This window comes from Pseudomonas sp. St29 (assembly GCF_001547915.1).
GTDB lineage: Bacteria > Pseudomonadota > Gammaproteobacteria > Pseudomonadales > Pseudomonadaceae > Aquipseudomonas.
The window spans coordinates 5,663,174-5,683,831 of sequence record NZ_AP014628.1; the positions used below are offsets into that span (position 1 = coordinate 5,663,174).

A 20,658-nucleotide genomic window follows, 5' to 3' on the forward strand; every position below is an offset into this window, starting at 1 on the left:
CCCGATTTTCGGGGCTTCTTCGTTTCTACAGCGTGCATGAGACTCATGCCCCCTACGCAACAGACGACTGCGCAGGTGCATGCGTTTTGGGGGGCTGGGCATTGTCAGGTGTACCCGAAAAATACAGCTCATCTCAGGCAGCACCGATGCTCACGGCCGACAACCATGCCCAACCACACCCTGTCGCAGCAGCGGGCGCTTGGGCCTTGCCTGGCTACAGTTGCGCCGCGAAGGTCTTGGCTTTCTTCGGCGTGACACCGTAGCGTTGCTTGTAGGCCTTGATGAAGTGGGAGGTATTTTCATATCCCACCTCCACAGCCGCGTCAGTGACCGAATAATCTCTAGCCGTCAGCAGTTGATGCGCGATATCGAGTTTTCTTTCGATGATCCAGCGGTTCGGGGTGGTGTTGTAGCTGCGCCTGAAGTCGCGAATAAAGGTCGACACGCTGCGTCCTGTCAGCAGGGCATAGTCTTCAATCTTCAGCTTGTGGGAATAGTACTGCTCCATGAAGTCGGTGATCGGCCGGCGCTTATGGCTGCCGCCGCAGGACAGCTCACGCAGGAAACGCAAGGACTTGTCCTGGATAGCGATCAGGTGCAGTAGTTCGAGCAGTTTCAACTCCAGCAGCGCGTCGGAACCCTCCGCGCCCTTGTAGACATAGTTCAGAGAGTCGATATAACGCTGAATCTGTTCGTTAGCGTGCAGGGTATAAGTGCCGTGCACGCTTTTCTGCAGGCCGTCGGCGTGCAAGTTGCCTGCACCGGCCGCGCTCGACAGGTATTTGGCGATCAGCTTGTCGTCAAAAAACAACAGCAGCGCCTCGAAGATATCGTTGCCGGTAACGTAGTCCGATACCGTGTAAACACCTTTGGAGAGGAATATCAGATGATTCTCGTCGACGACATGGGCCATGGCGTCATAGTCGCGAATAATCTGCTTGCCCTGCTTTATATAGACGATCAACGGCGTGGCGATATAGATCGCCTTGTTTTCCAGATTCGTTTCAAGGGTTTTATGCAGGATGGACGAACGACCGTCAGCGAGGATCGGCTTTACGTTGCGCATCGAATAAAGCGCCGCCGGTACTACTTCGAGTGTCATTGCTATGGTTTCTCAACAAATGGGCCGCCCCATTTGCACAGGGCGGTATCCAGCGGCGCGACATACTGCTGTCCATACGGCCAGGATCTTCGGGACGGAACAGGAGTTGGGGAAAATAGCAGAAAATACATAACAGCCAGTAGCGCATGCCTGCCCAAGATGGCGCCGGAGTCGTCGCACGCGCCCTGCCGCTGACGTTACGCCATCAAACTTCGCTGAAGTAACCGCTGACCGGCGTACTGCTCAGATGCTCGACGATAAGGCTCCACTGACCGCTCGAGATCATCTGCTCGACGTGGGCGCCGTGCACTTCCCGCGAATCCCAGGCTTCCACCAGCGTGAACGCGAGTGGATCTTCCAAGTGGTTGAGGATCCTGACTGTTTGGCAACCGTCCACCTTCGGCAGATTGAGCTTAACGTCGTTCATGATGTCCTTGAACGATTGCAGCTTTTCTTCTTTGACATTGAAGCTGATCACAAGATTGACGGACATATTAGTTCTCCAGTTTTATTCAACTAAAAACAACTTCGTCGATAGCAGGAACAGTAGATCGCTGATTCGACCTGGCGCAAATAGTTCGCTATGCAAGCAACCACTCTATATAGGGTTAAACAATGAAAATGATTGAAAATGTTTAAAAATGCGCGATTCCAGTCACTCTTGGTTTTTTCTTGCGGGGCGGCCGATGGCATACGCCGCCTGCGGGAACAAAGAGTCCGGCGTGGTTCAAATGCGTTCGAAGTTGGGTGACACGGGCGAGCGGTATACGTCCACTAAAGCAATTGAGCCTTGATGATTTGACAGTCCGTGATTCGCTCTCTGGGTGACTGATCTGCCGAACGGCTGGCAAACCACGCATCAAGACCTGAAAAAGAGTAGCCGGCATCTAAATGTATTCGCGGGTGGCCATATTGCTGATTCCCGCGCAGGCATCCCTTCAGTCACGGCCCTTGCAGCCTCGACGTGCGGATTAACCTGCCCACCCTTCAGCCCCATTGCCCGGCAATGGGGCTGACTCCCCTGCCCCGTCCAGCGGCCTAGAAGTAAGTGGTCGCCCCCGCGAAGAACGCCCGTCCAGGCACGTAGAAATTGGTCGATCCGTCCCGCAGGTCCTTGTCCATCAGGTTCTGTACCCCGCCGTTCAGGGTCAGCCACTGGGTCACCGCCAAATTCGCCGTCAGGTCGTAGGTGGTGTAGGACTGCACGAAGTCATTGCCCAAACCCCGCTGCTTGCCAACGTGCTGCGCCGACAGTTCGGTGCTCAAACGGTCGTTGATCTGCCAGTCCAGCGCGCTGAATGCCGACAGTTTGGGTGAGCTGATCAGATCTTCGCCGGTGCTCAAGTTCCGGCTTTCCAGCATGTAGGTGGCGTTGGTGCGCCACGTCACGGAATCACCCAGCGGCACCCGGGCGGTGCCTTCCCAACCACGGGTGCGGGCCTTGTCGACGTTTTCCAGCATGGTCCACCAGCGGCCCTGGTACTGGCCCAGCGGGCCGTATTCGATCTTGTCGGTGAAGTCGGTGTGGAAGTAGGTCAGGCCGGCCTCCCAGCCGTCATGATCGAACGACAGGCCAATTTCCTTGTTGGTGCTGGTTTCCGGTGTCAGGTTCGGGTTGCCCGCCATCCAGCAACTGCCGCCGCCATAACCCAACGGACGCAACGAACCACAACCACGGCCTCCGGACTCCGTCGCCGCACCCGCACTGCCTTCCTTCAGGCTCGGCGCACGAAAGCCCTTGGACACACCGCCGCGCACGGTCCAGTCCGGATGCGGGTGATAGACCACGTAAGCCCGCGGACTGTTGTGGTTGCCGTACTTGTCGCTGTGGTCGAAGCGGTTGCCCAGGGTCAGGGACAGGTTGTCCAGCAGGAACAGTTCATCCTCGATAAAGGCCGCCGAATAATCGCCCTTCAAGGTCGAGCCATTGACCGGCGTGCCCTGGTAATCCACGGGCACGGTACCAAGGGTGTTGGTGTTGGTCAGTTCCTCACGCTTCCATTGCCCGCCCAGCGTCAGGCGCTGGTCCACCAGCAGTTCGAAGGGCATGTTGAGGCTGCCTTCGACGATCTTTTCTTCGGAGTTGGCCTTACCCACATCCAGGTCGTTGCGGTACTTGTTCAGGTAGGCATCGAGCTTGGAGGTGCCGAAACTCCAGTCGCCGCTATGGGACAGGATGTAGCTGTCGCGGGTCAGGCGGCTGGGGCCGAAGGCGCCACCAATGGTTTCGTCCCAATCACCAAAGGTCTTCTTCGATGACCAGGCATGCTCAACGCCATGCACCGCCTCGAAGGACAGGCTCTGCGCTTCGTTGATCTGCCAGTCCAGCAGGGCATTGACGCTCTGGTCCTTGGAGCCGCCGGCGCCGTCGTCGTACATGAAATCGCCCTGGGCATCGCGCCGCGCCGCGACCTCATCCGCCGCCCGCCGCGTCACGTTGGCGCCCAGGCGCAGGCCCAGGGACTCGGTCAACGGGCCCGCCGCATTCACGCTGTACTGGGTGGCCTGGCCCCGGTCGGAGTCCTTGGGCACGGTGATGTTGGTGCTGGCCGAACCGGTCCAGGTGCGCGAGACCTTGCGCGTGATGATGTTGATCACTCCGCCCATGGCGTCCGAGCCATACAACGATGACATCGGCCCCCGCACGATCTCGATGCGCTCGATCATGTTCGGCGAGATCCAGTTCAGGTCCTGGCGCGCCAGGTCGCGGCGATAACTCAGGTCGGCGGAGCTGCCGACCCGTTTACCGTCCACCAGAATCAGCGTGTACTTGTCGTCCAGGCCCCGCAGCTTGATCTTCGACTGCTCGCCCACCGGGCCGAAACCACCGGTCACGCCCGGCACCCGGCGCAGCAGGGTGTTGAGGTCGTAGACCGGCTGGCGCTCGATTTCCTCACGGGTAATGACGCTGACGCTGGCCGGAGCATCCTTGAGGTCCGTGGCGCCGCCGGTAGCGGTGACAAACGCAGTGTCCAGTTCCAACGGCGCCGGCTTGGTCTCTTCTGGCGTCGCGCCGGCCTGCGCCAGCGGAGGCAACAGGCCGACACCGGCGCTGAGCAGAAGCGAATGGAACAGGCAGGAGCTGACTTTCATGACAAACGATCCTTGTCGATTCAATGCACCTTGGTGGTGCATCAAGGGAGAGGGGATCGAAGTGTAATGCTAATAAATATCATTTAGAAACAGGAATGTTTCTCGACCGATACCTTTCGGCCCCTGCCCCTGTGCAAACACGGCCCCGCCACCACCCCCTTTCGCGAGCGATGACAAGGCCGATGCCGACACCGCCGAAGGCTCAGCAGACGTCTTCGTAAGGCAGGCCCACATAGTTCTCGGCAATGTTCACCAGGCCCGCGTGGGAATTGAGGAAATACTCGCGATCGGCCTCCTGCATCTTGTGGTCCCAGGCGTCCTGCTGCTCGCCGAAATCGTGCAGCAGGTTGGTCATGAACCAGCTGAAACGCTCGCCCTTCCACACCCGGCGCAAGGCCAGCTCGGAGTACTTGTCCAGCAGTTCGGTACGCCCTTCGCGGTAGACCTTGACCAGGATCCGGTACAGGTAGCACACGTCGGAGGCCGCCAGGTTCAGGCCCTTGGCGCCAGTGGGCGGGACAATGTGCGCGGCATCGCCGACCAGGAACAGCTTGCCGTACTGCATCGGCTCCACCACGTAGCTGCGCAGCGGCGCGATGCTTTTCTCCAGCGCCGGCCCGGTCACCAGATCCGCCGCCACCTCCGTCGGCAGACGGGCCTTGAGCTCGTTCCAGAAGCGTTCGTCGGACCAGTCCTCGACCTTGTCGCTCAGCGGCACCTGCAGGTAGTAACGGCTGCGGGTCAGGGAGCGCTGGCTGCAGAGCACAAAGCCGCGCTCATGCTGGCCGTAGATCAGCTCGTGGTTGACCGGCGGCGTATCGGACAACAGGCCCAGCCAGCCGAAGGGGTACTCGCGCTCGTAGTGAGTCAGCACCTGCTCGGGAATGCTCTTGCGCGCCACGCCATGAAAACCGTCGCAGCCGGCGATGTAGTCGCAATCGATGCGGTGCTGCTGGCCGTCCTTTTCGTAGGTGAGGTAGGGCTGTGCGCCCTTCATGTCATGGGGCTGCACCTTGTCCGCGGAGTAGATGATCGGCGCCCCGCAGGCAGCGCGGGCCTCCATCAGATCACGGGTGACTTCGGTCTGGCCGTAGACCATCACCGTCTTGCCACCGGTCAGGGCCTTGAGGTCGATGCGCACGCGCTTGCCGCCCATTAACAGTTCCACCCCTTCGTGGACCAGGCCTTCGGCGTCCATGCGCTGGGCCACACCGGCCTCGCGCAGCATGTCCACGGTGCCCTGTTCGAGCACCCCGGCGCGGATGCGGCCGAGCACGTAATCCGGGGTCTGGCGCTCGACAATCACCGTGTCGATGCCGGCCTTGTGCAGCAGTTGGCCCAGCAGAAGGCCGGAAGGTCCAGCGCCGATAATCGCAACCTGAGTTTTCATTGTTGTCGTCTCTCAAGGGCATTCCAGTCACCGTGCAGGCGAAATCCGGAATTTATGGTTATTGTTGTACCCCTGCATTTTTGCCGACAAAAATCGCAGTAAATGGTGATAAACCGACGTAAAAATGCACTTTTGCAAACAGCGTTCGATTATCGAGCACTCCAGCCACCCCGTCGCGACAGGTCGCCTCCGATGAAAGCCAGCCGCTCCAGCATCCCGGTGTTCAAGCTCTATGGGGAAAACCAGGCCTGGCCGACCCCGGACCTGCTGCACTGCGAATCCATTCCCAAGCGCAGCAGCCTGCACCATTGGGAGATCAAGCCGCACCGTCACGCCGACCTCTACCAGTTGCTCTATGTGCAGCGCGGCCAGGCCCTGGTGGAAGTCGAGGGACGGCGCCAGGACGTGCGCGAAGCATCGATCCAGGTGGTGCCGCCGCTGATGGTCCACGGCTTTCAGTTCTCGGAAAACATCCAGGGTTACGTGCTGACCCTGGGCGCGCCTCTAGTGGCCCAACTGGAAGCGCAACTGGGCGCGCCCCTGGCCGTGCTCGCGTCTTGCGCCTGCTACCCGGTGGGCCGTGACCGCCACAGCCTCAACACCCTGTTCAAGGCGCTGATGGATGAATACGAAGGCAGCGCCGCGGCCCGCGACCTGTTGCTGCATTCGCTGGTCAACGTGCTGGTGGTGTGGATCAGTCGCCGTGGCCAACAGAACACCCCGCCGAGCAACCGCGGCGAGCGCAATCAGCAGTTGTTGGGGCATTTCATCAAGCTGGTGGAGCGCCACTATCAGGAACACCCCACGGTGGAATCCCTGGCCCATCGCATCGGCCTGTCCAGCGTGCACCTCAACACCCTGTGCCGGGAACTGGCCGGGCAGAGCGCGCTGCAGATGCTCCACCAGCGCCTGATGCTGGAAGCCAAGCGCGGGCTGATCTACACCAACATCAGCATCAGCCAGCTGTCGGACAACCTGGGGTTCAGCGACCCGACCTACTTCTCGCGCTTCTTCAAGCGCCTCAGCGGCCAGTCGCCCAATGCCTTTCGCCAGAGTGCCGGGCAAGCCCCACCAGTGCCCTGAGGCCGGCGCAAAAAAAACGCCCGAGGCCAGTGCCTCGGGCGTTGCTGTTTCAGCGCCGGTAAAGCGCTCAGGCTTTGCGGGTACGCGGCAGGAAGATCGCCAACACCCCGAACAGCGGCAGGAACGAGCACAGGTAATACACGTACTCGATGCCATGGATGTCCGCCAGGTGCCCCAGCAGCGCCGCGCCGATCCCGCCAAAGCCGAACATCAGGCCGAAGAACACCCCGGCGATCATGCCGACGTTGCCCGGCACCAGTTCCTGGGCGTAGACCACGATGGCGGAGAACGCCGAGGCCAGGATGAAGCCGATCACCACGCTGAGGACGCTGGTCCAGAACAGGTCGACATGGGGCAGCAACAGGGTGAACGGTGCCACCCCGAGGATCGAGAACCAGATCACCGCCTTGCGCCCGATCTTGTCGCCGATCGGCCCGCCGAAGAAGGTCCCCGCCGCCACCGCGCCAAGGAACAGGAACAGGTGCAGTTGCGAGCTGGCCACCGACAGGTCGAACTTCTCGATCAGGTAGAAGGTGAAGTAGCTGGTGAAACTGGCCATGTAGAAATACTTGGAGAACACCAGCAGCCCAAGGACCACCAGGGCGCCGATCACCCGCTTCCTCGACAGGCCGTGCGTGGCTGCCTGCCCCTGCTTGAGCTTGTGCAGGCGCAGGTGGTTGGCGTACCAGCGGCTGATGGCGTAGAGCACCACCAGGGCAAACAGCGCGAACAGGCCGAACCAGGCCACATTGCCCTGGCCGTAGGGAATGATGATGGCCGCGGCCAGCAAGGGGCCGAAGGCGGTGCCGGCATTGCCGCCGACCTGAAAGCTCGACTGCGCCAGGCCGTAGCGTCCGCCGGACGCCAGCCGGGCGACCCGCGAGGCTTCCGGGTGGAAGGTCGAGGAGCCGATGCCGATCAACGCGGCCGCCAGCAGGATCAGGGCAAAGCTGCCGACCTGGGACATCATCAGGATGCCGATCAGGGTGCAGATCATGCCCGCCGGCAACAGGAACGGCAGCGGCCGCCGATCGGTGTAAAAGCCGACCCAGGGCTGCAACAGCGAGGCCGTGAGCTGGAAGGTCAGGGTGATCAGGCCGACCTGGGTGAAGCTCAGGCCATAGTTGCTCTTGAGCATCGGGTAGATCGCCGGCAACACCGCCTGGATCAGGTCGTTGATCAAATGGGCCAGGGCCACCGCACCGATGATGCGCAGGACCAGGGGGCTGCTTTGCGAAGCAGGAGAGGCCGTCGTTGCGACGGTCTGAGGGTTGCTGCTAGCCATAGGATTTTCCGTACAACGGGTGGGTGCACAGGGGCAGGTGCGCCAATGTGCCATTTTTCAGTGCGCTCGCGCCATCCCATTAGCTTGCTAACGACTTTGCCCAGCCGACTGATAGCCCATCGCCATGGTCTGAATCTTGCTCCTGCCGCCACACCAACCCGACGCCCTTACCCAGGGTGGCGAAAATGGGAAGTAACGCTACAGCGCCGGCAGGATCCTGGCGCCGGTTGCACACTTTCCGAGGCGATTTTACGAGGGCACAGGGTCCGGGCCAGCCGCCTCGACCGCACGCCAATGGTGCGTGGTGCCCAAAGGAGCAGTAGTGCATGCATCTATTTCTGGCACCGGGCATGGCGTTGTTGGGGCGTTTTGGCTTCGCTCGCAAATTCCAGCTGTTGTTTCTGCTGTTCATCCTGCCGCTGCTGGGCAGTCTGTGGATGATCGGCCAGGACTACCGCGACAGGCTAGGCCTGATGGCCACCGAACGTTCCGGGATCCGCCAACTGCAAGCCCTGGATACCCTGGACAACCTGCTGACCGCGCAGCGTGATCGGGCCGCCCGCTGGCGCGCCACCGAGACCAACCGCCAGCCGACGCCAGCGACCCTCGCCGCGGTGGCGGCGTTCGATGCGGTCCAGCCCGGCCTGCTCCAGGCCAGCGAAGAGCTGGGCAATGCCCTGCACCAGGCCGGCGCCGAGGACGACACCCTCGCTCGCTACCGGGCGCTGCAAGGCAGCCTGCAAGGGCTGGACTCGAAAAGCCTGGCCAGTGTCGGCTGGTGGCCGGACGGCTACGAACGCTTCACTTCAGCCCTCGGCGCCCTGCAGGCGCTGCGTGAGCAGATCGCCATGGACAGCCGCCTGACCCTGGCCCCCTGGCTGGAGACCTACCTGTTGACGCAGATTGCCACCCAGCATGCCCCGGACCTGATCGAGCGGGTCGGGCGCCTGGCGGCGGTTGGCCAAGCCTCGGTGGTATCGGGCCAGTTCACCCTGCAAAGCCGTCTGCAACTGCGGGACTTGCGCAGCCGCATCGGCGATGCCCGAGAACAACTGAGCAAGACCGGCAGCCTGCTGGAAGCCCGCCTGCCCAGCGAACTGCAAGCCTGGGCCGGGCGCTATCACGACAGCCTGAAGCAGCTGGATGAACAGTTGAAAGTGCTGGACGACGGCCTGTTCGCCGGCAACATCAACCTCAAGCCGGAACCCTTCGAACAAGGCCTCGATGCCCTGCTGGGCCAGCTGGCGAGCTTGCGCCAGGACTCCCTCGGCGCCCTCGACAGTCGACTGGAGCACTACCAGGGTTCGGCCCTGCGCCAGCTGATCCTGGTGGCCACGGTGCTGGGCTGCCTGGTGCTCGCCGCGCTGTACCTGTTCGTCTGCCTGCAAGCCTCGATCCGCCGCAGCGCCAGCGGCATCACCCTGCTGGCCGAAGCCCTGCGCGATGGCAATCTGTGCCTGCAAGTGCAGGTACAGGGCCGCGATGAGCTGGCGCTGATCAGCACCGCGCTGAACGTGGCCGTGGTGCAACTGCGTGGCAGCCTGCAAGGGGTGGATCACGAAACCCTGCAACTGGGGGATGCGGTGCGCAGCCTCAACCAGCACGCCAGTGGCGCCCTGAGCGAAGTCGAGGCCCAGCAACAGCAGATCAGCCAGATTGCCGCCGCCGCCACGCAACTGGCCGCCACGTCCCAGGGGGTCGCACAGAGCTGCGAACAGGCCTCCGACAGTGCCCAGCAGACCCGACGCATCGCCAGCGACAGCAGCCAAGACAGCCAGCGCACCACCGCCAGCATCCAGCAACTCAACCAGCGCCTGAACGACACCGCGGCCGCCCTGGGCCGGGTCAGCGAGCAAGGGCAGCAGATCCAGCTGGTGGTGGACACCATTCGCGGCGTGGCCGAGCAGACCAACCTGCTGGCGCTGAACGCCGCCATCGAAGCGGCGCGCGCCGGGGAGCAGGGCCGGGGCTTTGCCGTGGTCGCCGACGAAGTGCGCAGCCTGTCGCAACGCACCCAGTCGTCCACGGCGCAGATCGCCGCCACCGTGGACAGCCTGCGCAGCACGGTGAATGAAGCGGTGAGCCTGATGGAGGCCGCTTGCGGCCAGGCCCAGAGCGACGCCCAGTCGGTGACCGGCCTGGGCCTGCGCCTGGTGGAGATCGCCGATGCAGTGCAAGGGGTCAGCGACACCCTGGCGCAGATCGCCACCGCCGTGGAAGAACAGGCCTGCACCGCCGATGAAGTCAGCAGCAACATCCAGCACGTGGATCAGGCGGCGGTGCGCCTGCTGGAGGGGGCCCGGGCAGTGAACCTGGCCGCGGACAGCTTGAACCAGGGCAGTCGGGCCCTGAGCGTCAACACCGGGCGCTTCCAACTGGCCTGACGCCGAAGGTCCTCAAGCCTTCAGCCGAGCCTCGGGGAAGTCCGCCTCGAGCTCGGCCTTGAGCCATTGGATAAACCATTCCACGTCCTCGGACCATTCAGCGTCCGGGGTCAGTACGCGGTAGCTTTCCAGCTTCACCTGATCGTCCAGCACCCGCACCAGGGTGCCGGCCTTGAGCTCCTCGCGCACCAGCACTTCATTGGCCAGGGCAATGCCGCCGCCGCTTTCGGCCACCGACAGGGCGTGGTCGTTGTTCACGTAGATCAGGTCGGACGTGAGGTGGATATCCAGGCCATTGGCGGCGAACCACAGGTTCCACCACTCGCCGTCATCGAAGTGGATCAGCGCGTGGCGGGCCAGGTCCGCCGGCTCGCGGATCGCCTCGATGCTGGCCAGGTAGGCCGGGGTGCAGATGGGGAACACCCGGGGGCAGATCAGGCTGACCCGCGATTCGGGGTACTGCCCGTCCAGGCCGTAGGCGATCCCCAGGTCGGCACTCTTGGCGTCGACTTCGGTGAAGGTCGAATTCGGTTCGATGGCGAACTTCAGGCCCGGGCGCACATGGCGCAGCGCCTCCAGGCGCGGGGTCAGCCAGCGCTTGGCAAACCCCGGCACCACCATGATCCGCAGCCAGCGCTCGGCGGTCCTGGGCTGGGCTTCGCGCCCGGCCTCGATGATCAACTGCAGGGCCGCGGCAATCTTGCGGTGGTACTTCTCCCCCGCCGGGGTCAGGACCACCCCGCGCGAGGTGCGTTCGAACAACTGCACGCCGAGCCAGTCCTCCAGCAGCTTCACATGACGGCCGATGGCCGGCTGGGTGACATGCAGCGACCTGGAGGCTTCGACATAGCTGCCCAGGCGGGCCGCGGCATCAAAAGCCCGCACCGCATTCAACGGTGGCAAACGCTGTTCGGCCATGGTTTAGCCCGCCCCTTGCTATTAAATTATTTAACAGCTGGTATGTTAAAATTGATGTTTCGCCCCCGCAACCCCTCACTGATAATCAGCCCCAGCAGAACCATAAGAACCCGCGAAAAGCCGCTAAAAACAGGCTTCCCACGCATCCGAACACATCTCGATCCTGCCCTAAGAAAAACAATATCCATGGCCTGCACGACAGCCCATGGGGGAATCGGAGGTAAGGCATGAATGCCCTGCATTCGCTGCAAACACTGGCGGTGTCCATCCGCTCGGTGCGCAAGGTCTACGGCGATCCACACAGCGGCCCGGTGGCCCTGAAGCACATCGACCTGGACATCCGCGACAACGAATTCTTCACCCTCCTGGGGCCCTCCGGCTGCGGCAAGACCACGCTCTTGCGGATGATCGCCGGCTTCGAATTCCCGACCCAGGGCGAGATCCTCCTCTACGGCGAGAACATCGCCGAGCGGCCGCCCTTCGAGCGTCCGGTGAACACCGTGTTCCAGCATTACGCGCTGTTCCCCCACATGACCCTGGCCGAGAACCTGGCCTTCGGCCTGGAGTCGCGGCCCATGGGCCAGGTGCTGAGCAAGGCGCAGATCGCCGAACGGGTGCGCGAGATGCTGGCCCTGGTGCAGATGGAGCGCTTCGCCGGGCGCAAGCCCAACCAGCTCTCCGGCGGCCAGCAGCAACGCATCGCCCTAGCCCGGGCCCTGGCGCCCCATCCCAAGGTGCTGTTGCTGGACGAACCGCTGTCGGCCCTGGACCTCAAGCTGCGCCAGGCCATGCGCGAAGAACTCAAGGCGATCCAGGCCAAGACCGGCATCACCTTCATCTTCGTCACCCATGACCAGGAAGAAGCCCTGACCCTGTCCGACCGCATCGCCGTCCTGTCCGAAGGCGAAGTGCAGCAAGTGGGCCGCCCGGAAGAGATCTACGAGCAGCCACGCAATCGCTTCGTCGCCGACTTCATCGGTGAAACCAACTTCATCCAGGCCCAGGTCAAGCGTATCGAGGCCGGCCTGGCCTGGTTCAGCGGGCCCGCCGGAGAAGCCCTGCCGGCGCAACCGTGCAGCGGGGTCAAGGTCGGCCAGCAGGTCACCCTGTCCGTGCGCCCGGAGCGCCTGCACCTGCGCAGCGAAGCCGTGGAGGGGGCCCTGGCGTGCCGCATCGAGGCGCAGATCTACCTGGGCACCGACCTGCAATACCAGGTCAGCCTCGGCGACGGCACGCGTCTGACCGTGCGCACGCCCAACAGCCTCGAACAGCATCCGCGCCTGAGCGTGGGCAGCCATGCCGGGCTGCTGTTCGAACGCGGCAGCGCCAGCGTCCTGCTGGATTGACCACGAGGATTCGCCATGCACGCCTCATCGATTTCCCAGCACCTGGAACGGCGCAAGGCCCTGCGCAGCGTTCTCGGAGTCAGCCCGGCGCTGATTGCCATCGGCCTGTTCCTGATCGTGCCGATCCTCATTGTCATCGGCTATTCGCTGATGGAAGCCAACCCCTACGGCGGGGTGAACCAGGTTTTTAGCAGCGACGCCTACGCCGCCCTGCTGTTCGAACGGCAACTGGATGACAGCCTGGCCTTCACCGACTCCTACCTGCTGATTGCCCTGCGCTCGATCGGCATCGCCGGGCTGACCACCCTGATCACCCTGCTGATCGGCTTTCCGGTGGCAGTGTGGCTGGCCATGCAGCCGGTGCAGCGCCGGGGCCTGCTGATCTTCCTGATCACCGTGCCGTTCTGGGCCAACCTGCTGATCCGCACCTACGCCTGGATCCTGCTGCTGCGCAATACCGGGGTGATCAACAACAGCCTGATGGACCTGGGGCTGATCCACGAACCGTTGCAGTTGCTGTACACCGACGGCGCGGTGCTGCTGGGGCTGGTCTACACCTACGCGCCCTTCGTGGTGCTGCCGATCTACGCCACCCTGGAAAAGATGGACATCCGCCTGCTGGAAGCCGCCCAGGACCTCTACGCCGGACGCTGGCGCACCTTGCGCAAGGTGGTGCTGCCGATCGCCAAGCCGGGGATCTTCGCCGGGGCGATCCTGACCTTCGTGCCCTGCCTGGGGGCGATGATCGCCCCGGAACTGCTGGGCGGCGGCACCCGGATGATGCTCGGCAACCTGATCTTCCGCCAGTTCAGCGACGCCCGTAACTGGCCTTTCGGCGCCGCCCTGTCGCTGGTGCTGATGGCCGCGGTGATGCTGGTGCTGACCGTCTACGCCCTGCGCGCCCAACGCCAGCGAACCCTTCAGGAGGGCGCATGATGATCCGCCTGTTCAAACGCAACGGCCCAGGCGTCCAGGACTTTCCCGGCTTCGGCGGCTTCAGTTTCCTGTTCTACCTGTACCTCTACGCGCCGATCCTGGTGCTGGTGGTGTTCTCCTTCAACGCCAACCAGTCGGCCACGGTGTGGAGCGGCTTCAGCCTCGACTGGTACCGCGCGGCCTTCGCCAACCAGGCCCTGCGCCAGGCGGCGGGCAACAGCCTGCTGATCGCCGTGTGCGCCAGCATGGCGGCCACGGCGATTGCCACCCTGGCCGCCTTGGGCACCTCACGCGGAGCGAAGTTCAAGGGCCTGCAACTGTCCATGGGCGCCATCATGCTGCCCCTGGTGCTGCCGGAAATCGTCGTCGGCGTGGCCACCCTGGCGCTGTTCTCCACTCTGGGGCTGTCCCTGGGCTACGGCAACCTGATCATCGCCCACACGGTGTTCTGCATCCCCTTCGCCTACTTGCCGATCCGCGCCCGCCTCAACGACATGGACCTGTCCCTGGAGCATGCCGCGGCGGATCTGTACGCCGGCCCCTGGCGCACCTTTCGCAAGGTGACCCTGCCGCTGCTGATGCCGGGGATCGTCTCCGGGCTGATGCTGGCCTTCATCGTCTCCCTGGATAACTTCGTGATCTCGATGATGGTGTCCCAGGCGGGCACCACCACCCTGCCGATCTTCATCTTCGGCCTGTTGCGCATGGGCGTGACACCCGACGTCAACGCCGTGTCGACGCTGATCCTCGGCGTCTCGGTGCTGTTCGTCAGCCTCTCTTACCTGTTGAGCAAGAAACACCCTTGAACCGTCCACTGACCTTGGGGAAATGCCATGAGCAAGTTGATCGCAAGTCTGGGAACCTCGCTGCTGCTGAGCCTGCCACTGGCGGTACAGGCCGCCGAGAAACTCAACGTCGTGAGCTGGAGCGGCTACTTTTCGCCGGAGATTCTCGCCAAGTTCCAGAAGCAGACCGGCATCGAGGTCACGGTGGACTCCTACGACTCCAACGAAACCCTGCTGGCCAAGCTGAAGCAGGGCGGCACCGGTTATGACGTGGCGATCCCGTCCCACCAGTTCATTCCGATCCTGATCCAGGAGCAGTTGCTGGAGCGCTTCGATCCGGCCCAGCAGCCCTACTACGCCGGCGTGGTCGACAACCTGAAAAAGCCCACCTGGGACCCTGAAGGCGCCTACTCGGTGCCCTTCATCTGGGGCACCACCAGCGTGGTGCTCGACGGCGAACGCTACAAAGGCCCGAGCGACAGCTACAAGGTGCTCTACGAGCCGCCGGCAGAGCTGCAGGGGCGGATCAACATGTTCGACTCGGTGAGCGAAGTGATCGACATGGCCAGCCTGTACCTGAACATTCCGCTGTGCAGCGAAGACCCCAAGCAGATGCAGCAGATCCTGGGCCTGCTCAAGACGCAGAAGCCCTACGTCAAGACCTACAGCTCCAAGGCCGGGGCGATCCGCGAGAACCTCGCGGCCGGGGAAATCGACATGTCGATGTTCTGGGGCGGCTCGTCGATGCGCGCCCGGGAGATGAAGCCCAGCCTGAAATACCTCTACCCGAAAGAAGGCGTGCTGGCCTGGGTGGACAACATGGTCATCCCCAAGGGCAGCAAGCACCCGGCGAACGCCAAGGCCTTCATCGCCTTCCTCAGCCAGCCTGAGAACGCCGCCATGACCCAGAACTTCCTCAAGCACCAGAGCCCGATCAAGGGCGTCGAACCCTTCCTCGACGCAGGGTTGAAGGATGCCCCCGAGCTGCACATCCCCGAGGGCACCAAAGTGGTTTTCAGCCAGACCTGCGGCGAAGGCGCGATCCGCCTCGCCGACCGCCTGTGGACCAACCTGATGCGCTGACCTGCGTTGACTTCTGCCGCCCCGGCCTGGATGCCGGGGCGTTTCTAAAGCCGTTTGAAAGGCCCCTGCCATGATCGCCAATCCCCCCAGCGAGCTGGTCCTGCTCCAGGCCCATGAACTCGCCGAGCGTATCCGCCTGCGTCAGGTTTCCTGCCGGGAAGTGATGCAGACCTACCTTGCCCACATCGAGCGCTACAACCCCCTGGTCAATGCCCTGGTCAGCCTGCAACCGGCCGACAGCCTGCTGGCCCAGGCCGACCAGCGTGACGCCGAACTGGCCCGTGGCGACTATCGCGGCTGGATGCACGGCCTGCCCCACGCGATCAAGGACCTGTCCCTGACCCAGGGCATCCGCACCACCCTGGGCTCGCCGCTGTACCGGGATTTCATCCCCGAGCGCGACGGCATCATGGTGGAACGGATCAAGGCCGCCGGGGCGATCATTATCGGCAAGAGCAACACCCCGGAGTTCGGCCTCGGCTCGCAGACCTACAACCCGCTGTTCGGCGCCACCGGCTGTGCCTATGACCCAAGCAAGACCGCCGGCGGCAGCAGTGGCGGCGCCGCCGCGGCGCTGGCCCTGCACCTGGTGCCGGTGGCCGACGGCAGCGACATGATGGGCTCGCTGCGCAACCCGGCGGCCTTCAACAACATCTTCGGTTTCCGCCCGTCCCAGGGCCGGGTGCCCTTCGACGACAGCAGCGACCTGTTCATCGACCAGCTCGGCTACGAAGGCCCCATGGCCCGCAGCGTGCGCGACGCAGCGCTGCTGCTGTCGGTGCAGGCCGGCGGCGATGCGCGGGCGCCGCTGTCCATCGCCGAATCGGGCCAGGGCTTCGCCGCGCCACTGGAGCGCGACTTCAAGGGCACGCGCCTGGGTTGGCTGGGGGACTTCAACGGTTACCTGCCGATGGAAAAAGGTGTGCTGGAACTCTGTGAAAAGGCCTTGGGCGATTTCCGCAGCCTGGGCTGCAGCGTCGAACCGGCCAGCCCGGACTTCGCCCCCGAGCGCCTGTGGAGCAGCTGGCGCACCTTGCGCCACTGGATGGTCGCCGGGTCCCTGGGCAGCGCCTATGCCGACCCGCACAAGCGTTCACAGCTCAAGGCAGAAGCCATCTGGGAAGTGGAGAACGGCCTCAAGCTGTCCGCCAGCCAGGTCTTCGACGCCTCGGTGATCCGCAGCGACTGGTACCGCGCCCTCTCCCGACTGTTCGAGCGCTTCGACTACCTGCTGCTGCCCAGCGCCCAGGTCTTCCCCTTCGACAAGCACACCCCTTGGCCGTGCAGCATCGAAGGCGCGGCCATGGACACCTATCACCGCTGGATGGAGGTGGTGATTCCCGGCACCTTGTCCGGCTGCCCGGTGGCCAGCGTGCAGGCCGGCTTCAACGCCGACGGCCTGCCCATGGGCCTGCAGATCATCGGCAAGCACCAGGCCGACTTCGCCGTCCTGCAACTGGCACACGCCTACGAACAGGCCAGCCGCTGGTTCCAGCGCTGCCCATCGCCACTGATTTCGGGGGGGGAAGGGATAAACGGTTGATAGCGTAGATAATTTTTTTATAAAAACGCTTGACGCATCGTCGTTCCGAGCGAATAATGCGCGCCACTTGGCTACATAGCTCAGTTGGTTAGAGCATAGCATTCATAATGCTGGGGTCCGGGGTTCAAGTCCCTGTGTAGCCACCAAGTACTAAAAACGGCTTACCGCAAGGTAAGCCGTTTTTTTATGCCCGCGAAAAAGTACCGGGGATTACGCCGCATTGATCCACAAACGCGACACCCGCATTGAGCACCGCCACTGGCTGGGATAGAACACTCCGGCAGTGTGTGTGAGAGCTGCGCCATCCTCACTTCAAGGGCTCGATAATGACAATAAAAAACCACGCAACTTCAGTCGCCCCCTGGCTGTTCTCGCTTCTGGCAATCGCCTGTACTCCAGCCTTCGCCGAACAGGCCCCTACCCCGCCTTCCAACCTGTTGACCGCCGCCGTGGCCTGGAAGCAGACCGCCGCCGAATTCGAGGCGCTGTACTACCAGGGCTTCAACATCGCCCGCCTGCAACTGGACCGTGCCCTGCAGGAGCACAAGGCCGGGGACCGGCCGCTGGCGATCATCAGCGACGTCGACGACACCGTGCTCAGCAGCAACAGCTACTGGGGCTACATGATCAATTCTGGGAAAGAGTTCTTCGACGACGAGGCCTGGGACAAGTGGGTCGCGGACAATGGCCCGGTGGCCACTCCGGGCGCCGTGGAATTCCTCAAGTACGCCCAGTCCAAAGGCGTCGAGGTGTTCTACGTCACCAGCCGCGACCAAGGCGAAAAGACCTACGACTACGCCCTGGCCAACCTGCGCAAGAACCAGTTGCCCTACGCCGATGAACAGCACCTGACGGTGTACCGCGACAGCTCCAACAAGGAGCCACGGCAGCAGGAAATCGCCAAGGACCACAACGTGGTGCTGATGCTGGGCGACAACCTCAACGACTTCAAACGCAAGTACTACGTAGCCGACGTCAAACAGCGCAGCAGCCTGATGACCGAGGACAAGGAACAGTTCGGGCGCAAGTTCATCCTCTTCCCCAACCCCACCGACGGCCATTGGTTGAAAGCAATCTTCGGTGATTCCGAACCGCCGGCCACGCCGGAAAACCGCGCCAAGTTCAAGGCGGCGGCCGGAGCTAACGCCTGGCAGGTGAAAGACTAACCACGCAACACCACAGCCCCCGCACAGGGGTGGTCATGGCTCCCTTCGAGCCATGACCCGCTACAGCGACCATCGCACCGTCACCATGGCATTGCGCGGTTCACCATAGATGTCATTGCCGTAGTAGGTATTGGTGCTGATGCTCTGGTAGTACTTCTTGTCGAAGACGTTGTTCAGGTTAAGCCGAAACTCAAGGTGTTCGGACGCCTGATAGCGAGTCATCAGGTCCACCAGGGCATAGCCTTTCTGTTCGACGTACATCGGCGTGCCCGAGTCGTAGAAATTCACATCCTTGTTGTAGATCCGGTTCTGGCTATAGAGCCCCCCGCCCACAGTCCAACGATGCAAGTCTCCCGGCAGTTGGTAAGTGGTAAAGGCCTTGAACACGTGACGTGGAATATCGGTGTCGAACAGGCGGCCAACATTGTCCTCGTTGCTGTCCTTGCGATACTTGGCCTGGGCATAGGTGTAGCCCGCCCCCAACTCCCAACCCGGCGCCAGCTTACCGTTGACCTCAAGCTCGATACCTTCGCTGCGCACCTCGCCGCTGGCTTCGTAGCACTGCAGGCTGGAGCACTGAGCGCTGACCACCTGCTTGGCGCGATTGACCTGGTCGATCCTGAACACCGCAGCGCTGGCGGTCAGGGCCCCCTCGAAGTATTCGCCCTTGATGCCCGTCTCGTAGTTCTTGCCGACTACGGGCTTGATCAAGCCACCGGAGCTGTCCACTTCCGCTTGTGGGCTAAAGACATCGGTGTAGCTGACATACACCGAGTGATGGGCGTCAAGGTCGTAGACCATGCCGGCATAGCGGGTGAGGTTGCGGGTGACCTTGTAGTCGGTGCTGGAGGCGGTGCGCACCCCGGCAAAGCGCGTATCCACATCGTAGTCGTACCAGTCCAGGCGTCCGCCCAGAATCAGGGTCAGGGGCTCGGCGAGGCTGAAACGTGAGGTGAGGTAGAAGCTTTTCAGCTCGGAGTTGCGCTCCTGGCGCCAGTAATCCAGGTCCATCTGCGGCTTGGGCACGCTATGGGGATCGGGACGGTAGATGTTGGTCCGCGTCTCGTTGTCCTGGAAATTGCCCTTGCCGCGAAAGGCCAGCTCACGCTGACTGGCCCCCACCACCAGCTCATGCTCACGCCCGAACAGGGCAAACGGCCCGGAAGCGAAGAGGTCGTAGCTGCCTTGCTGATCCTTGTAGTGGTACTGACCGACGTACTGGCCGAACTCGTCGAAATCGGCGCCGAAACGCTCGGTCATCGAACCGAGCATCTGCAAGTCGGACCAGGACTTGCTGGCCGACAGCAACAATTTCCAGGCGTTGTCGAAGCGGTACTCCAGGCGACCAAAGGCCGTGACGTTGTTCTGGTCCCAGTACTCCCAGTCACTGCCCAAATAGGCCGAGCGCGACAGGGGCAGGTGCCGGCCGTCAATCGCCGCAGGCAGCCCGCCCCAGGTCGTGGTGGTGTGCGACGCCTGATTGGTAGCGCCCACGGTCAGCGTGGTGTTGTCATTCAAGTCAGCCTCGACAATGCCGTAGAACACCGAACGCTCGGCATCGGCCACGTCCTGGAAACTGTTCTTGCTCTGGTAGGCAGTCACCAGGCGCCCGCGCAACGTGCCACTGTCATTGAGGGCACTGGAAGCATCGATTTCGCTGCGGTAATTGTCCCAACTGCCGGCACTGGCAGTGATGCTCAGACGCGGTGCGGCAGTGGGCCGCTTGCGTACCATGTTGATCGCCGCCGAGGGGCTGCCCGTCCCCTGCATCAGGCCAGCGGCGCCACGCATGACTTCGACCCGATCGAAGATCGCAGTGTCGGCCGCAGTGCTCATGTCCCGGCTCAGATAATGCGACATGTCGTTGGCCAGGCCATCGACCATGAGGTTCTGTACTTCAAAACCCCGCGAATAGAAAATCGGCCGCTGGGGTCCGTCCTTGGTGATGGAAATGCCCGGGGTGCTCTTGAGCACATCCTCCAGGCTTTGCATGTTCTGATCGTCCATGCGCTGGCGGGTGACCACGGTCACCGACTGTGGAGTCTCGCGAATCGACAGGGCCAGCTTGGTGGCCGTCTGCATGGCACCGGTGGTGTAGGAACCGGTGTCTTCGGTGGTGGTACCCAGAGACACGCCGGTGATCTGGGTCGGCCCCAGATGCAGCACCGCCCCCGTCGGCAACTTGACCAGGGTATAGCGCGCCGGGCCTTCCTGGCGCAGCTGCAAGCCACTGCCGGCCAGCAACTGCGCCACGCCCTGACTGAAGGAATAATGGCCCTTGAGCCCCTGGGTAAGGAGCCCCTGGGTCTGACTGGAGCCAAAGGACAGGGTAACCCCGCTGGCCGCGGCAAACTCGCTGAGCGCAGTACCCAGTGCCCCTGGCGCAATGTTGAATTCCTGCGCTTCGCCCACCGCCTCCTGGGCCAGGGCCAACGGCGCAACACAGGTGGCCGCCAGCAGCGTGCCAAGGGTGATGCTCAACGCCTTGCGATTGAAACTGCGCCGCAAGGCGGCCTGGGTGAAACGACTCCGGTGGCTCATGTA

Annotated in this window: 15 protein-coding genes and 1 tRNA gene; 9 read left to right on the plus strand and 7 right to left on the minus strand. The window is 62.9% G+C overall.

Annotated features, from left to right (window positions below; genetic code table 11):
- Positions 1-214 precede the first annotated feature (214 nt).
- From PST29_RS25190 to pobA, 4 genes are all read right to left on the minus strand, one after another.
- Complete coding sequence (locus PST29_RS25190) at positions 215-1,102, minus strand: helix-turn-helix transcriptional regulator (RefSeq protein WP_060844604.1); 888 nt, start codon at positions 1,100-1,102, stop codon at positions 215-217.
- Between the two features lie 205 nt (positions 1,103-1,307).
- Positions 1,308-1,595 carry a putative quinol monooxygenase gene (locus PST29_RS25195; protein ID WP_060844605.1) on the minus strand — a complete coding sequence of 96 codons (288 nt, stop codon included), beginning with the start codon at positions 1,593-1,595 and terminating at the stop codon, positions 1,308-1,310.
- 545 nt (positions 1,596-2,140) lie between these two features.
- Positions 2,141-4,195, minus strand: a complete 2,055-nt coding sequence (locus PST29_RS25200) for a TonB-dependent receptor domain-containing protein (RefSeq protein ID WP_060844606.1) — start codon at positions 4,193-4,195, stop codon at positions 2,141-2,143.
- Positions 4,196-4,397: 202 nt separating this feature from the next.
- Entirely contained in the window at positions 4,398-5,585 is a 1,188-nt protein-coding gene (pobA, locus tag PST29_RS25205; protein ID WP_060841034.1) for a 4-hydroxybenzoate 3-monooxygenase, read from the minus strand.
- A 192-nt stretch (positions 5,586-5,777) separates the two neighbouring features.
- Here pobA and PST29_RS25210 point away from each other — a divergent pair, with 192 nt between their 5' ends.
- The gene (locus PST29_RS25210; RefSeq protein ID WP_060844607.1) at positions 5,778-6,668 is read left to right on the plus strand and encodes a helix-turn-helix domain-containing protein; all 891 of its coding nucleotides are present in this window, start codon (positions 5,778-5,780) and stop codon (positions 6,666-6,668) included.
- A 67-nt stretch (positions 6,669-6,735) separates the two neighbouring features.
- Here the strand turns inward: PST29_RS25210 and PST29_RS25215 are convergent, their stop codons facing one another.
- Positions 6,736-7,953, minus strand: coding sequence for an MFS transporter (locus PST29_RS25215; protein WP_060844608.1), 1,218 nt, complete (start codon positions 7,951-7,953; stop codon positions 6,736-6,738).
- 848 nt (positions 7,954-8,801) lie between these two features.
- Between PST29_RS25215 and PST29_RS25220 the strand changes: the two genes are divergently transcribed.
- The gene (locus PST29_RS25220) at positions 8,802-10,337 is read left to right on the plus strand and encodes a methyl-accepting chemotaxis protein (RefSeq protein WP_442966414.1); all 1,536 of its coding nucleotides are present in this window, start codon (positions 8,802-8,804) and stop codon (positions 10,335-10,337) included.
- Positions 10,338-10,349: 12 nt separating this feature from the next.
- On the opposite strand, the gene PST29_RS25225 is transcribed toward PST29_RS25220, so the two are convergent.
- Entirely contained in the window at positions 10,350-11,255 is a 906-nt protein-coding gene (locus PST29_RS25225) for a LysR substrate-binding domain-containing protein (RefSeq protein WP_060844610.1), read from the minus strand.
- Positions 11,256-11,482: 227 nt separating this feature from the next.
- Here PST29_RS25225 and PST29_RS25230 point away from each other — a divergent pair, with 227 nt between their 5' ends.
- The 7 genes from PST29_RS25230 to PST29_RS25260 all read left to right on the plus strand — a co-directional run bounded on the left by PST29_RS25230 (position 11,483) and on the right by PST29_RS25260 (position 18,114).
- The gene (locus PST29_RS25230; RefSeq protein ID WP_060844611.1) at positions 11,483-12,601 is read left to right on the plus strand and encodes an ABC transporter ATP-binding protein; all 1,119 of its coding nucleotides are present in this window, start codon (positions 11,483-11,485) and stop codon (positions 12,599-12,601) included.
- Between the two features lie 15 nt (positions 12,602-12,616).
- Complete coding sequence (locus PST29_RS25235) at positions 12,617-13,537, plus strand: ABC transporter permease (protein ID WP_060844612.1); 921 nt, start codon at positions 12,617-12,619, stop codon at positions 13,535-13,537.
- Positions 13,534-14,343, plus strand: coding sequence for an ABC transporter permease (locus PST29_RS25240; protein ID WP_060841048.1), 810 nt, complete (start codon positions 13,534-13,536; stop codon positions 14,341-14,343). Before PST29_RS25235 ends, PST29_RS25240 begins: the two co-directional genes overlap by 4 nt.
- A gap of 27 nt (positions 14,344-14,370) precedes the next feature.
- Complete coding sequence (locus PST29_RS25245; RefSeq protein ID WP_060844613.1) at positions 14,371-15,405, plus strand: ABC transporter substrate-binding protein; 1,035 nt, start codon at positions 14,371-14,373, stop codon at positions 15,403-15,405.
- 70 nt (positions 15,406-15,475) lie between these two features.
- The gene (locus tag PST29_RS25250; RefSeq protein ID WP_060844614.1) at positions 15,476-16,948 is read left to right on the plus strand and encodes an amidase; all 1,473 of its coding nucleotides are present in this window, start codon (positions 15,476-15,478) and stop codon (positions 16,946-16,948) included.
- 69 nt (positions 16,949-17,017) lie between these two features.
- Positions 17,018-17,094: transfer RNA gene (locus PST29_RS25255), tRNA-Met, on the plus strand.
- 180 nt (positions 17,095-17,274) lie between these two features.
- On the plus strand, positions 17,275-18,114 hold the full coding sequence (locus tag PST29_RS25260) for a 5'-nucleotidase, lipoprotein e(P4) family (protein WP_060844615.1): 840 nt from the start codon (positions 17,275-17,277) through the stop codon (positions 18,112-18,114).
- Between the two features lie 60 nt (positions 18,115-18,174).
- On the opposite strand, the gene PST29_RS25265 is transcribed toward PST29_RS25260, so the two are convergent.
- Positions 18,175-20,655 carry a TonB-dependent siderophore receptor gene (locus PST29_RS25265; protein ID WP_060844616.1) on the minus strand — a complete coding sequence of 827 codons (2,481 nt, stop codon included), beginning with the start codon at positions 20,653-20,655 and terminating at the stop codon, positions 18,175-18,177.
- Positions 20,656-20,658: the final 3 nt, after the last annotated feature.